At 65.1% G+C, this 13,190-nt stretch carries 14 protein-coding genes and 1 pseudogene; 9 read left to right on the plus strand and 6 right to left on the minus strand.

Annotation, left to right across the window (positions count from 1 at the left end):
• The first annotated feature begins 301 nt into the window (after window positions 1-301).
• Entirely contained in the window at window positions 302-670 is a 369-nt protein-coding gene (locus RCH12_RS16060) for an ArsR/SmtB family transcription factor (RefSeq protein ID WP_327017538.1), read from the plus strand.
• Entirely contained in the window at window positions 624-920 is a 297-nt protein-coding gene (locus tag RCH12_RS16065) for a hypothetical protein (protein ID WP_327017539.1), read from the plus strand. Before RCH12_RS16060 ends, RCH12_RS16065 begins: the two co-directional genes overlap by 47 nt.
• A 135-nt stretch (window positions 921-1,055) precedes the next feature.
• Here RCH12_RS16065 and RCH12_RS16070 read toward each other — a convergent pair whose 3' ends face one another.
• Window positions 1,056-1,481 (minus strand): (2Fe-2S) ferredoxin domain-containing protein, encoded by a 426-nt coding sequence (locus RCH12_RS16070; protein WP_327017540.1) that lies wholly within the window; start codon window positions 1,479-1,481, stop codon window positions 1,056-1,058.
• Window positions 1,482-1,515: 34 nt separating this feature from the next.
• The gene (locus RCH12_RS16075; RefSeq protein ID WP_327017541.1) at window positions 1,516-2,559 is read right to left on the minus strand and encodes a GTP-binding protein; all 1,044 of its coding nucleotides are present in this window, start codon (window positions 2,557-2,559) and stop codon (window positions 1,516-1,518) included.
• A 46-nt stretch (window positions 2,560-2,605) separates the two neighbouring features.
• Between RCH12_RS16075 and ykgO the strand changes: the two genes are divergently transcribed.
• The 6 genes from ykgO to RCH12_RS16105 are packed head-to-tail and all read left to right on the plus strand — an operon-like array spanning window position 2,606 to window position 9,337.
• Window positions 2,606-2,728 carry a type B 50S ribosomal protein L36 gene (ykgO, locus tag RCH12_RS16080; RefSeq protein ID WP_088455075.1) on the plus strand — a complete coding sequence of 41 codons (123 nt, stop codon included), beginning with the start codon at window positions 2,606-2,608 and terminating at the stop codon, window positions 2,726-2,728.
• Between the two features lies 1 nt (window position 2,729).
• Window positions 2,730-3,854 (plus strand): NAD(P)/FAD-dependent oxidoreductase, encoded by a 1,125-nt coding sequence (locus tag RCH12_RS16085; RefSeq protein WP_327017542.1) that lies wholly within the window; start codon window positions 2,730-2,732, stop codon window positions 3,852-3,854.
• Window positions 3,842-4,966, plus strand: coding sequence for an arsenic resistance protein (locus tag RCH12_RS16090; protein WP_327017543.1), 1,125 nt, complete (start codon window positions 3,842-3,844; stop codon window positions 4,964-4,966). The genes RCH12_RS16085 and RCH12_RS16090 overlap by 13 nt, the downstream gene beginning before the upstream one ends.
• 14 nt (window positions 4,967-4,980) lie before the next feature.
• Window positions 4,981-5,973 carry a CobW family GTP-binding protein gene (locus RCH12_RS16095; RefSeq protein ID WP_327017544.1) on the plus strand — a complete coding sequence of 331 codons (993 nt, stop codon included), beginning with the start codon at window positions 4,981-4,983 and terminating at the stop codon, window positions 5,971-5,973.
• Between the two features lie 41 nt (window positions 5,974-6,014).
• Window positions 6,015-7,652, plus strand: a complete 1,638-nt coding sequence (locus tag RCH12_RS16100) for an ABC transporter ATP-binding protein/permease (RefSeq protein ID WP_327017545.1) — start codon at window positions 6,015-6,017, stop codon at window positions 7,650-7,652.
• A complete protein-coding gene (locus RCH12_RS16105) occupies window positions 7,649-9,337 on the plus strand; it encodes an ABC transporter ATP-binding protein (protein WP_327017546.1) in 1,689 nt (562 codons plus the stop codon). Before RCH12_RS16100 ends, RCH12_RS16105 begins: the two co-directional genes overlap by 4 nt.
• Here RCH12_RS16105 and RCH12_RS16110 read toward each other — a convergent pair.
• From RCH12_RS16110 to istA, 3 genes are all read right to left on the minus strand, one after another.
• Window positions 9,334-10,176, minus strand: coding sequence for an ABC transporter substrate-binding protein (locus RCH12_RS16110; protein WP_327017547.1), 843 nt, complete (start codon window positions 10,174-10,176; stop codon window positions 9,334-9,336). The genes RCH12_RS16105 and RCH12_RS16110 overlap by 4 nt on opposite strands.
• Before the next feature lie 172 nt (window positions 10,177-10,348).
• On the minus strand, window positions 10,349-11,104 hold the full coding sequence (gene istB / locus RCH12_RS16115; protein ID WP_327017548.1) for an IS21-like element helper ATPase IstB: 756 nt from the start codon (window positions 11,102-11,104) through the stop codon (window positions 10,349-10,351).
• Entirely contained in the window at window positions 11,101-12,339 is a 1,239-nt protein-coding gene (gene istA, locus RCH12_RS16120; protein WP_327017549.1) for an IS21 family transposase, read from the minus strand. The genes istB and istA overlap by 4 nt, the downstream gene beginning before the upstream one ends.
• 90 nt (window positions 12,340-12,429) lie before the next feature.
• On the opposite strand from istA, the pseudogene RCH12_RS18575 reads away from it, so the two are divergent.
• Window positions 12,430-12,798: pseudogene (locus RCH12_RS18575) on the plus strand (IS3 family transposase); the annotation flags it as partial.
• A gap of 9 nt (window positions 12,799-12,807) precedes the next feature.
• Here RCH12_RS18575 and RCH12_RS16125 read toward each other — a convergent pair.
• The coding region (locus tag RCH12_RS16125; protein WP_327017550.1) for an integrase core domain-containing protein at window positions 12,808-13,190 on the minus strand (383 nt) is incomplete at its 5' end.

A 13,190-nucleotide genomic window follows, 5' to 3' on the forward strand; every position in this document is an offset into this window, starting at 1 on the left:
CAAGCGGCGCGTGCACATCAACCGACTCGGCGTCCAGCTGGGGCCCAGTTCGAGGCGCTGCCGGATCGCCGCGTCGCGCAGGCGCATCCACGGTCGGGTGAGCACGGTGGCCGGCGCGGAATGGGTAACGACATCAGATCGCTAACCAAAGGAGTCCCAGAAACATTCCCCCAAAGCCACTCCCCTGGCTCCGGAACGGGGGCAAATCGGCTTCGAATCTGCGTTCGTAGCGGTTTCTGAGAGTCATTCCTAATTAGATAAATACATTGCGATGCGCGCATGTATGTGATTTTCTGGGGTCATGGCAAACGGTCCTGGTGTACTCGAGGCGGCAGATATCTTCAAAGCGCTGGCCGCTCCTGCTCGACTGGAGGTGCTGCGGTTGCTTGCTCTGTCCGATATGACTGTGTCTGCTCTGGTAGACGCGACGGGTCTGTCACAGCCGCTCATGTCGCAGCATCTCAAGACGCTGCGGTCGGCGCGGCTGGTTTCCGTGAGCCGGACTGGGCGAGAAGCGACGTACTCGATTGCGGATCGTCACATCGCTCACATCATTGAGGACGCGATCCTTCACGTCCTCGAGGATGACCACCAACACACACCCGAGAGAGAAAGAGACGATTATGTCGACGATCGAAGTCCACGCAGAGCACACCCTGTCGGAGCATGAGCACGGTGTCGATTGCGGGCATCAGGCCATTCAGCACGACGACCACACCGACTACGTTCATGGCGCACACCACCATGCCTTGCACGAGGATCACTATGACGAGCACGAGTCGGTGGCGGAGCACACGGTCGAGGATCACACCCACGGGCCTGACTGTGGCCACGAATCCGTCAGCCACGGAGACCACACCGATTTCGTGCACGACGGCCACAAGCACGCCGAGCACGCAGGTCACTACGATGAGCACTAACTACTAACCCGACGATGCTGAGACTCTAGCGGCGCACGGGGAGACCAACTGCTGGCGGTTGGTCTCCATCCCTAGTGCCGCTTTCCTCGCCCTGCCCTCGTCAGGCCGTTTGCCGGGAGGCGTGCCGCCTTGGCGTCAACGCTTGGGAGCGGTCGTTCGGATGGGGTTGCCGATCCCGAGGACTGAGTCATGCAGGGCGGGAGGGACGTCGTCTGCCGGCATATCGATGAGTGGTGGGCCGCCGGATGCTATCCAGGTCAGGAGGGCGTCCAGGGCGTCGGATTGATCCATGCCGCCCAGCCAGACAGCCGGCCCGGTCTTCCCGGTGCTTCCGTCGCGCCGGGCCACCGCGGCCACCGCTCCGTTGGCGCAGGCTCCCAGGCATTCTGTGGAGACGAGGACTGCACCTCTGCCGGTCGCGATTGTTGACCGCAACCGGTCGGTGCCGTCATGGCCATCGGCCAGCCGGTGGAGCGCGTTGCAGCGGTGTCCCGCACACAGCGCGACGAACGGACCGCTGGCTCCGGGGCCGGTGGGCGATGAAACGTCCGTGTGTTTCATGGCGGGCATCCGTTCTGTGCTGTCTGCGTGGATGTTATGTGGTGGGGGTGGAGTCGCTATCGACGTCCCAGTCGGGGAACGGATCGGCGAGGCATTTCCATTCGATGGGGCCGCCGACGAATTCACGATTGGTGAGCAGGCAGGCGTCGAGGTTAGCGGTGAGCCGGGCAGCGTCGAGGTCCTTGCCGAAGAAGGCGATCTCCTGGCCCCAGGGCGATTCGGGGTCGTGGCTGCCCATGCTTGTCGGTTCGAAGCCGATGGTTGGGCCGGCGCTGTTCCATGAGCCGACAATGTGGGGGCGGGATGCGAGACGGAAGAGGCCCCGGGAGCGAAGGATCTCGCCCGATTCTGTGGTCCGGGCGCTGAGGAAGTCGGCCAGTCGGCCCGGGTGGAATGGTCGGGGGTCACGGTAGACGACGCATCCGAGCCCGGTTCGGCTCGAGGTGAGCAGCCCTTCACCATTCAGCTGCCGAATCCAGCCGGGGCTTTGTTGCAGCCAGTTCAGCATGTTTTCTCGGGGTGGGAGCCAGGGGCCAGTCGAGCTGCGCCCGTGCCGCGCGAATACGACATGGCTGGAGGGGTTGAGTAGCCGCACGAAGTCACGCAGGTCAGCACTGTCGGCGGCGGACGAGAGGTCGGTCTTATTGATGACTACGACGCTGGCCCATTCGATCTGCTCGACCAGCGCATCGGCAACCGTGCGATCGTGCTCGCCATGTGTGGCACAGGGAACGGCAGGAAGCGGCGCGAGAGCGTCGCTACGGATGTCTGCCCAGAACGTGGACGCATCCAGCACGCTGACGAAATTGCCGACGCGGAGGGCTTCGCTTCCGGGGCGCAATGTTCTGTCGTCACTGGCAGCGACTACCGAAATCGCCACTTCGATCGGGACTGCGGACGGGTGGATCTCCAGCATCAATTCGGCCGCGGTGACGCGGGCGATGGCGTCGTGCACGGTGCTGTGGTCGGATCCGTCGAGGCTGATGCTGGTGGTGCCGCTGGCCCTGGCGGTGGACGATTTACCGGCCCCGGCAAGTCCGCTGACGAGGTTCACTGTGAGAAAAGGCGACATGGTCATGACTGCTACCCTAATTGATATTCATTCTCAATAGGAAAGAGTTGCCATGAAAGTACGGAATTCGCTCAAAGCCCTCAAGAAGCTCCCCGGCGCCCAGATCGTGCATCGACGGGGCCGAGTATTCGTGATCAACAAGAAGAACCCGCGGCTGAAGGCCCGACAGGGCTAGCGTGAGGGACGATCGTGCAATCCTCGACACTCTCGTCATCGGTGCCGGGCCCGCCGGCATTGGGACCGCGGTTGCGCTTCAGGCCGTGGAGGGACTGGTCCATGGGGTAGTCGAGCGTGGTCAACTGGGAGAAACGTTTCTGCAGTGGCCGGAGCAGGTGACTTTCCTGACGCCATCCTTCACGGGCAACGGATTCGGGGCGACAGATTTGAACTCCGTGCACCCGGACACATCCCCGGCGTTCAGTTTGGGTGTTGACTACCCGACCGGTGCCCAGTACGCCCGGTATCTCCGAGGGGTGGCTAAGCATTTTGCGGTGCCCGTCATGCCCAATACCGAAGTCACCACGATCACGGCTACGGCTGAGGGATTCTCCCTGGAAACCAGTCAGGGCCCGGTTGTGGCCCGCACGGTGGTTTGGGCGGGCGGCGAATTTCATAACCCGCGTCAACCAAGAATGGCCGGCGGCGAGCACGCCGACCATTCTTCCACCGCGGCGGCGTGGACGGCCCGATCAGGCCGTGTCGTGATTGTCGGCGGATACGAGTCCGGCCTGGACGTCGCCTGTTTCCACGTGGCTGGGGGCTCCAGCGTCACGGTTGTCGACCCGGACCATCCGTGGCACGCCGGGACCGGATCTGATCCGTCTTTCCGCCTGTCTCCGCGTACGCGTCAGCGCGTCAAGTCAGCTCTTGCCACCGGTCGGCTGATCCTGTCGGACGCCGGCCGCGCAACGGGAATCAGGCCTGATGCTGGGGGTCTCTACACGGTGCCCATTGCCGGTGGAACCGCTGTGACGGCTGACTCCCGGCCCATCGTGGCAACAGGATTTGGACCGGGACTGGGCCCGGCCACGCATTTGTTCGAAGATCGTGGGGATGGCTGGCCTCTTCTGGATGACAACGACGAATCAACCCTGACCCCTGGGCTCTTCCTCACGGGGGCCGCGCTGCGCCACGGGAGCCTGAAATTCTGCTTCGTCTACAAGTATCGCCAACGCTTCGCGCATGTTGCCCGGGTGATCGGAGAACGACTTGGCCGGGACTGTTCTGGATTGGAAGCGTGGCGCACCGCCGGAATGCTGACGGACGATCTGAGCTGCTGCGGCGTGGAATGCGCCTGCTGAACCCCACCGGCGCACGACCCACGCGCTTTGCCTCCGTCCGCAGGCTGGAGAAGACACCGTGGGCGCTCACGGCGCTGCTGCTATCTGCGATCGTGGCTGGCTCCATTCTCGGGACCGTCAGCCCACGCACGGGCGAGGTCCTCAGCGGAGGGGTTGACGCCACCGTGCTCACGTTGATGTGCCTGCTCCTGTTTGAGGTGCGTTTCTCCGATATTCGGCGATTACGCTCGGCACCGCGATTTCTCATGGTCGCGTGGTGCGCGAATTTCATTCTGATCCCGATTGTCGGGTTCGCCATCGCCTCACTCTTCCTGGCGGCAGAGCCCTTGCTGTTCACCGGTCTCCTGATCTACTTCCTGGCCCCGTGCACGGACTGGTTTCTCGGGTTCACCCGACTGGCCGGAGGCAACACGGCCCTCGGCGCCGTACTCTTGCCCGTGAACCTCATCACACAGCTTGCGCTGTTTCCGCTAGTCCTCATGCTGTTCGCCCGCACCACCTCCGCAGCGGATCCCGGCACAATGGTCCAGACGATCGGCCTGTGGTTCGCCGTCCCGGTGACCATCGCCGTCGGCACCCGCACCGTGCTCACCCGGTATCTCTCAGAAGCGGCTTTCGACCGGCTCCTCCGCGTTGTCGGCGCCACCATTCCCTGGATACTTGCCGTGGTGATAGTCGAGATATTCGCCACTCATATCGGCGAGATCCTCGGCCGGGCGGGCGCGTTCGCGACCATACTCACCGCGGTCGTGGTGTTCTTCACCCTCACTTATCTTCTCGGCCACACACTCTCAAGGATCTTCAGATTCCGTTACCCGGAACATGCTCTACTCACGATGACGACCGCGGCCCGAAACGCGCCGCTCATGCTCGCCCTGACCATGATCGCCCTGCCCGATCAGCCCCTCATCTACGCGGCCATCATCATCGGCATGCTGGTCGAGTTCCCCCACCTGACCATCATCCGTGCACTCCTGATCCGCAGCCGCCAGGCCACCAAGTACCTGCCATCCGACTTCGTCGCGCCCAGGCTCAGGGTCAATCGGTGGACACCACACGTCGCGGGGCAGCTCTTAAGCGGCGATGTCGGACACCAGCGACGAGCACGGTGATGCGGCAGACCCCGGTGATCGCGCTGACGGGACACCTCGGTGCCGGCAAGACGACAGTCTTGAACGCGCTGCTACGCGCCCCGCACGCACGTCTCGGCGTGGTCATCAACGACTTCGGAACCATCAACGTGGACGCCGGTTTGGTGATCGGGCAGATCGATGAGGCGGAGGCAATCAGCGGAGGCTGCCTGTGTTGCCTACCGGATGCGGGCGGTCTTGATGCCGCGTTGGAGAAGCTGACCCAGCCGCGGTTGCGCCTGGACGCTGTGATCGTGGAGGCCAGTGGTATTGCCGACCCGTCCGCTCTCGCCCAACTGATCCGCTTCAGCGGCGTAGACCGTGTCCGCCCGGGAGGACTCATCGAAGTCATCGATGCCGTCGAACACTTCACCACCATCGACATCGGTGTTCTGCCGCCGGCACGATATGCGGCGGCAACTCTCATCGTGATCAACAAAACCGACCGCATTCCGTCAGCGCGGCGGGCAGCGGTGATCGAGAAAATCACCCGACGGGTACGCGAACGCAATTCGCAAGCGCACATCATTGTGACAACCCACGGTCGTATCGATCCCGCTCTCGTATTCGACGCAGCCCGGCACCCGGCCCCCGACGGAGAACTTCCCTTCGCGTCTCTCATCGATGAGAACCACGAACCCCACGCGCATGCCGATGCCGTGACAGTGACTGCCGCTGGCCCGGTTGATCCCGGCCGACTCGTCGACCTGCTCGAGCACCCGCCCGACGGTGTCTACCGAATCAAGGGCACTGTCACCATCGGCGCCGGCGTGCATCAACACCGGTATGCCGTGAATGTCGTCGGTCACCACATTCACATCGCCGCCCACCCTGCCGGCACGGGCACCGATTGCCTGGTCGCGATCGGGATGAACCTGCGCGAACAGCCCGTCCACGACCGCCTCCAGAACGCCCTGCACCCCGCTACGGAACACCTCACCGGAAACGGACTGCGCCGCCTCACCCGCTATCGCCGGCTGAGCGTCTGAGATCAAGGCATCGCGCTCTAACAAGAAAGGGGCACCACCCGATGATGCTTAACCGAAGCCTGTGGGCGATCACCGGGCAGCATCCCCTCCGCCTCACCGGCACGACCGGACTGTTGGTCCTCGGCACGGGAACCTATCTCGCCCAGGCCTGGTTCACAGCCCTGGCCCTGGCCGCACTCGTAGCCGGTCGAGGTGAAGCAGCTCTGGGGTGGCTGGCCGGCATTGTCGCAGTCGCGGTCCTGCGCGTGGCGGTGAACCTCGTCCAGGCGCGCGTCGCCAACGGCCTAGGCGCCGCTGTTCGGCTGCGGTTGCGTCGTGACCTGACCGGGGCAGCTCTCTCGCCCGGCCTGCTGCACGACACTGCGGAACGCGCCGGGATCGCACGACTCACGATCACGGACGGCATCGACGGCGTCGACGTGTATGTGAGCAAGTATGTGGGTCATCTCCTGCAGGTGTTCATCCTGTGCCCGGTGATCCTTGTCGCCATCTCCCTACTCAACCCCTGGCTCGCACTCGTGCTCGGCTGTTGCCTCGCACTCGCTGTACTTGCCCCGCGCCTCTGGCACCGGGTGCTGCGAAGCCGCGGCAGCGCACACTGGGACAGCTACGAACGCCTCGCCGCCGACTTCCTCGAATCGCTTCAGGGAATGAAGACCCTGCGGCTGATCGGCGCGGTCGGGCGCAACCGCGAGCGACTCGGCCGACGTTCCGACGAGCTACACCGGGCCACGGTCGCCACCATGCGCACCTCTTTGTTCGATACCGCATTGGTCGACTTCGCCATTCAGGCAGGGATCGTCTGCGCCGCCGCGACTGCCGTGCTGGCAGCAACCGGCGCCGGTCAACCGACCGCCCGGGTGTACCTTCTACTGCTCCTGGCGTCCGAACTGTTCCGCCCCATCCGAGACCTGTCACGGCACTGGCACTCCGGCTACCTCGGCCTCTCGGCTGTCGCGGGGATCGATGCTCTGCGGGCCGGAACCGGTACTGACTTAGCAGCGGCCGACGTCGTTTCCGGCACGGCCGCCATCGCTCTGAACGACGTGGGGTTCGGCTATTCCAGTGGGATTCCGGTGCTGCGGGGCGTCACGTGCACCCTGCGTCCCGGCACGATTACCGCGCTGACCGGCTCGTCCGGTGCCGGCAAAAGCACCCTCTTCGATCTGATTCTCGGCTATCTGCAGCCCGAAACGGGTTCCATCTCGGTGGCCGGGTCTGGTGCCGGCGCCTCACAGGTGAGCGTGGTGTCCCAGCGCAGCTACCTCTTCTCCGGCTCGGTGCGCGACAACCTCACGGTCGGCCGGCCCGGGGCAACGGATGCCGATCTGCACGCCTCCGCGCGCGCGGCCGGCATTCACGATGAGATCCTGGCACTGCCGGGTGGATACGACGCCATCCTGGCCGAGGGCGGCGATTCCCTCTCCGGAGGTCAGAAGCAGCGGCTCTCGGTAGCACGGGCCCTGCTCGCCGACCGCCCGGTGCTCCTTCTCGATGAGCCGACGAGCGCCCTCAATGATTCCCTGGCGCATCATCTGATGTCCACGCTTCAGTCCGTCGCCCGAACGAAGGTCGTCCTCATGATCGCCCACCGCACCGAAACCCTCGACTTCGCCGGTCGGATCCTGCATCTCGACGATGGCGTGCTCTCGGAGCGCGAACGGGCGGTTCGAGCATGATCCGGCATCCGGTCCTCGGGTTGGTGCCCTACCTACGCGGGGAGACCCGAGGGCTCGCCTGGGCCTTCGCCGTCAGCGTGCTCAGTTCCCTCGCCTTGGCGGCGCTGGTGGTGGGTGCAGCTTGGGCGTTGGGCCTCGCCGTGGTGGAGCATCGTGCTCCGCCGCTTGGCTTCTGGATGCTGCTCGGGGTCGGGGTGCTGCTGCGGGCGGCCCTCACCTGGCAGGAGATGGACGTGTCGCACAGCCTCGCCTACCGCGTTCTCGCGGCCCTGCGGATGTGCCTGTTTGACGGCTTCGCCCGCAGCACTCCGTCGCGCAGCAATCGCGGGGGCCGTTCACACAGCGGTGACCAGGCTGCAGCTGCCATGGGCGACATCGAAAAGCTCGAATTCTTCTACGCGCATACGATCGCCCAGCTCGCCGCGACCGGAATCGTCGCTCTGGGCGGCATCGGACTCCTCATCGTCGTTCACCCGGTCATGGCAGCGACCGTCTTGGTGGCTGTGCTGCTGCTCCTGGCCTGCAGCGGACTCTTCGTGACACGGTCCCGCCGGTTGGGCGAAAGCATCCAGGAGTGCAGCTCCGCCCTGTCGGCCCGGGTCGTCGAAAGCCTCACCGGGCGGCGAGAAATCATCGGTTTCGGGCTCCAGGGACGAGTGGTCGACGACCTCGACCGGTTCACCCGCCGCAGCGCCGCCCTGCAACGCCAGCTCGACGCGACAGTCGTGCTGACCGCGGGCCTTCGCGACGTCATCATTGTGAGCACGGCGGTAGCCCTCTTCATCATCGCCATGGGAACTCCCGAGCTGAGCCTCGCGGTTCTGCCGCCGCTGATGGCGGGGTGCTTCGCCGTGCTCGGACCGGTGGCCGATGCCGGATCGACTCTCGGCCAGCTGCATTCCCACCGAGCCAGCGCGCGACGGGTGCTCGAGGGAATCGCCGGCAGGACAGAGATCGCGGATGTCGTTGCGCCGCGACCCCTGCCGGCCGGTGCCCTCGGCCTCGACGTCGTCGGCCTCACCTTTGGGTACACCATTGATCGTCCCGTCTTCGAGGACTACAGCCTCACGATCGCACCGGGGGAACGGGTGGCACTTCGAGGCGCATCCGGCGCGGGAAAGACCACCCTGGCGCACCTGCTGTCTCGCCTGTGGGCACCCGACCGGGGACAGATCGACCTCGTCACCTCGGACGGTCACCGAGTGGGGCTGGGCGAAATCTCCGACGCCGACTTCAGGACTGCCGTTGCCGTCGTCAGCCAGGACGCCCTGCTCTTCCACGGGACCGTGATCGACAACCTCCGTCTGGCCGCACCCGACGCGACCGAGGCCCAGATCGCCTCGGTACTCCACGATGTGGGCGCGGACGATTTCATCGACGCCTGGCCGCTCGGCAGGAGCACCGTCATTGGTGAACGCGGCACAGCCTTGTCGGGCGGGCAACAGGCCCGGCTGTGCCTGGCCCGCGCGCTACTCGTCCGGCCGCGAATCCTGATCCTGGACGAGACAACGGCGAGCCTGGACGCCACCGCCGAAGGCGACGTGACCCGCCTCGTTCAAGGGTTGCCCGCCGATGTGACGGTGATCACGATCGCGCACCGGGCGTCAACGCTGGCGGCATCGGGCCGCATCATCGACATCCGTCGCCCAAGTCAGCCTCGGGCGACGGATGCGACTTTTCTCTAGAAGGCGGTCGGATACAGCTCGGCCGCGAGCTGCTGCACCACACGAATGTTGCCAAGGGTTCCGGGGAACACGTCCGCGGCACTGATCGAAATCAGTCGGTCATTCTGGACCGCGGCAAGGTTGGGGAACGTTGCACGCAGGTAATCCTCGGTGTCGGCGGCCTGCTGCTCCGTGCTGACGGCGAAGACGATTGCCTCGGGGTTTTCGGCGGCGAGGGACTCCGGTGAAATACTCGCGGCAAAGAAGTCCGCAAAAGCCGCGTCATCCGGCGAGTACACGTTCTCGCCGCCGGCGAGGGCGATCATGTCGTATTCGACGCCGGCACCGATCGCGGAAAGCGACGAACCATCCACGTAGAGCTGGGCAACGCTGAGTCGGGTTTCCCCGGCTATGGCTGCCTCGACGGCGTCGAGGTCGGCGCGTCCCCGGTCGGTCAGGGTCTGCGCTGCCTCCGGAACATCGAAGATACGTCCCAGGTTGTCGATGTCGGTGAAGATATCGTCGACCGTTCCCGCATTGCGGCGCTCCAGGCATCCGCCGGTTGCCGTGTAGGCGGTGACGCCGGCCTGTTCGAGCTGGGCGATACTCGCAAAGCCCTGCTCCGCGGTGAACTCGTACCCGGTGGGGGAATAGACGAAGTCCGGTTCGGCGCCGAGCAGGATCTCGCGTGTCGGCGGTGCGTCATCGCTGAGGACCGGGATTCCGGCCGCCTGCTCAGCCACATCGGCGGGTAACTCCGCAGTGCCGACCTGCGCCTGACCCACAACGCGATCGTCGAGGCCGAGACGCAGCATCAACTCGGTCTGAGAGGGGCTGAGGCCCACAGCGGCCGCCGGCACACCCGAGAATTCGAGCGTGCGGCCGCAGTTCTCGACTGTGAAGGCGTCTGCGGAGGTGGCGGCTTTGCCGGTGGCTCCGACGGAGGTTCCGCAGGCGCCGAGGACTGTTAACGCCGACCCAAAACAGGGCCAATAGTGCCGTTTGAAAACAGGACCACTATGTGTGCTTCTACTATGCCGTACCGGGCGCGGGCTGGTGGCTTTTGAGCCGGTAGCTGGTGCCTTTGAGGCTGATGACGTCGGCGTGGTGCACGATCCGGTCGATCATCGCGGAGGCGACGGTCGGGTCGCCGAAGACGTCGCACCAGAGCCCGAATGACAGGTTGCTCGTCATGATCAGCGATGCGTGTTCGTATCGGCTCGCGACGAGCTGGAAGAACAGGTTCGCGGCGTCCTGATCAAATGGAATGTAGCCGACCTCGTCACAGATGAGGACGCTGTAGCGGCGCAGCCGGGTCAGCTCCGCAGCGAGTTTGCCGCGGGAGTGGGCCTCCTGCAGGCGGGCGACCCAGCCCGTGGCGGTGTCGAACAGGACCCGGTGGCCGTGTTTGGCGGCTTGAACGCCCAGTGCGACGGCGAGGTGGGTCTTGCCGGTGCCTGGCGGGCCGAGCAGGACCACGTTCTTCGCCTCGGTCACGAACGTGCTCGTGCCCAGGTGCGCGATCAGGTTCCGGTCTGCAGAGGGTTGGTGATCGAAATTGAAGTCCTCCAACGTCTTCTGGCCCGGGAACCGGGCAGCTTTGATCCGCAGTGCCGCGCCGGAGGCTTCGCGTTCGGAGACCTCGCGGGAGAGGACCGCGGCGAGGTATTCCTCGTGCGACCAGCCGGCGTCGCGGGCCTGGTCGCCGAGGCGCCGGAACGCGTCGCCGATCCGTGGTGCGCGTAGGGCGCGGGCGTAGTACTCGATCTGAGATGCCGTGGTGCTCATGCGATCAGGCCCAGGTCGGTCAGGCCGCGGCCGGTGTCAACACCGAACACGTCGTCGTAGGACGAGAGGCTCGCCGTCTCGACGAACGCGACGTGAGCTTGTGGGCGTTGATGGCGGTGCAGCGTCTGGAACTGGCGCCGCAGCACGGCTGCCTGGGTGACGTGGTCGGGGTCGGTGACGGTCAGCTGCCGGGCCCAGGCGCGCTCGTGTGTGGTGACGGTGACGCCGTTGTGAGCGACGTGGATCTGCTCGAGATCAGCGGTCACGTCCACGAGCCGGCCGATGAACGCCGGCGCGACGGAGTAGTCGTTCGAGTGCACCCGAACGTAGTAGTCCCGGGGCAACCGCACCGTGTTTCGGAACAGAACGTCCGGGACCACGGGTGAGAGCGGCCGCATTGCGGCGCGGTCCTGGGCGATCAAGTCGATCGGCCGGGCCCGCCGCGAGCGGGAGTGCCGCGAGTTCGCGATCGGCAACCACGCCGTCATCTGCTCGTTGAAGTCCTGGGGTGACGCGAAGTCGCGGCCGGGCATGAACGACGAGCGGAAGAACCGGTTGCGCCGCTCGACCATGCCCTTGGACTCCGGGTCCCGTGCCTTGAGTAGCTTGACCTCGGTGCCCAGCGTCCCCGCGAACGCGGCCGTCGGCTCGGTCAGCTTGCCCTTGCCGATGCCCGTCTCGTTGTCCCAAACGAGCCGCTTCGGCACCGCCTGCGCAGCCTGCAACAGAGACCACATCCCGCCGAGTAGGTCGGGTGTTTTCCGCGACGGCAACATCAACGCTTGGAAGAACCCCGAGAACGTCGACGTCATCACCAGCACCGGCGGCGTGCCCTCCTGCCCGTGGCCCAGCGGCAGCGGCTCGTGCGGGAACCACAAGTCGCACTGGACCTGCTCCCCGGGCTCGTGGACGAGGCGGTCCGCGGGATCCGGCGGCAGGTACTCGGGCCGGATCCCAGCGACCTTGTCGCGGAACACCGACGCTGAACCGGGCCAACCGACGCGCTCGGCCAACGTCGACGCGGGCATCGTCGGCGTTACGGCCAACAAGGCCCGAACCTGCGGCGCGAACGCGTCGAAACTCGACCCCACAGCAGGCCGCTGGTACTTCGGCAGCCGATCCGATTCCAGCGCCCGCTCCACCGTTCCCCGCGAAACGCCGACGAGCCGGCCGATCTCCCGCTTCGAGTGCTCGCCCGTTGAAAACAGTTGGCGTATCTTCGCCCAATCGTCCATATTGATCACCTTCCATACTGGTCGGTGGCCCTGTTTTCAATCGGCGTTAATGGTCCTGTTTTCGGTCGGCGTTAACACGAGGTCTACGGGGCCCCAAGGATCCTGGCCGACCTGCGCGCGGGCGGCGAGATCATCTCCCGCAAGACCGTCGCCGCGACCATGCGCCGACTGGGATTGGCGGGGATCTGCCCGAAGAAGTGGAAGACGACCACGATCATCGACCACGCTGACGCCTACCCGGTCGACGCCGTAAAACGGAAGGGGGACACCGGGGCGTTGAACCAGGTCTGGGTGGGCGATATTACGTATCTGAGGACGTGGGAGGGGTGGGTGTATTTGGCGACGGCTTCCGCGATCGGAGTGCCAGATTGCGTTCGGCTGGATCAGGGTAGTTGCAGCGGCATTCTTGAGAGCGTCCTCGACATGGGCTGCTGCGGGGATTTCGGACAGCGGAATTAGTGGATTTGTCTACGCTGCCAGGGCTGGCTGCTGATAACCATAGTGGACTTCGTTGGGCCGTCGGTAACCGAGCGCTGAGTGCCGGCGTCGGCTGTTGTAAAACCCCTCGATGTAGCGGATGATGTCGCTTCGAGCCTGGGTCTTGGTCGCGTAAACGGTCCGATATACGCGCTCGTTCTTGAGCATCGAGAAGAAACTCTCCGCCATGCTGTTGTCCCAACAGACCCCGGTGCGGCCCATGGATGAGCGCATGCCCAGGCTGGTCACGAGGGTCCTGAAAGCGGCTGAGGTGTAGACGGCGAATTCAACCAGTCGAAGCAACGCCCCGATCATGGAGGTGTCCGATGGGGCGTCCAGCAGGGTGGATGAAGGAATTGACGGGGAGGTCCCCG

The sequence above is a fragment of the Cryobacterium sp. MP_3.1 genome, assembly GCF_035984795.1.
GTDB classification, from domain to species: domain Bacteria; phylum Actinomycetota; class Actinomycetes; order Actinomycetales; family Microbacteriaceae; genus Cryobacterium; species Cryobacterium zongtaii.

What these genes read in the sequence shown, in the direction of transcription:
- RCH12_RS16060 (WP_327017538.1), top strand. Translation starts at nt 302, where the DNA reads ATGGCAAACGGTCCTGGTGTACTCGAGGCGGCAGATATCTTCAAAGCG.
- RCH12_RS16065 (WP_327017539.1), top strand. Translation starts at nt 624, where the DNA reads ATGTCGACGATCGAAGTCCACGCAGAGCACACCCTGTCGGAGCATGAG.
- RCH12_RS16070 (WP_327017540.1), bottom strand. Translation starts at nt 1,481, where the DNA reads ATGAAACACACGGACGTTTCATCGCCCACCGGCCCCGGAGCCAGCGGT.
- RCH12_RS16075 (WP_327017541.1), bottom strand. Translation starts at nt 2,559, where the DNA reads ATGACCATGTCGCCTTTTCTCACAGTGAACCTCGTCAGCGGACTTGCC.
- ykgO (WP_088455075.1), top strand. Translation starts at nt 2,606, where the DNA reads ATGAAAGTACGGAATTCGCTCAAAGCCCTCAAGAAGCTCCCCGGCGCC.
- RCH12_RS16090 (WP_327017543.1), top strand. Translation starts at nt 3,842, where the DNA reads ATGCGCCTGCTGAACCCCACCGGCGCACGACCCACGCGCTTTGCCTCC.
- RCH12_RS16100 (WP_327017545.1), top strand. Translation starts at nt 6,015, where the DNA reads ATGATGCTTAACCGAAGCCTGTGGGCGATCACCGGGCAGCATCCCCTC.
- RCH12_RS16105 (WP_327017546.1), top strand. Translation starts at nt 7,649, where the DNA reads ATGATCCGGCATCCGGTCCTCGGGTTGGTGCCCTACCTACGCGGGGAG.
- istB (WP_327017548.1), bottom strand. Translation starts at nt 11,104, where the DNA reads ATGAGCACCACGGCATCTCAGATCGAGTACTACGCCCGCGCCCTACGC.
- istA (WP_327017549.1), bottom strand. Translation starts at nt 12,339, where the DNA reads ATGGACGATTGGGCGAAGATACGCCAACTGTTTTCAACGGGCGAGCAC.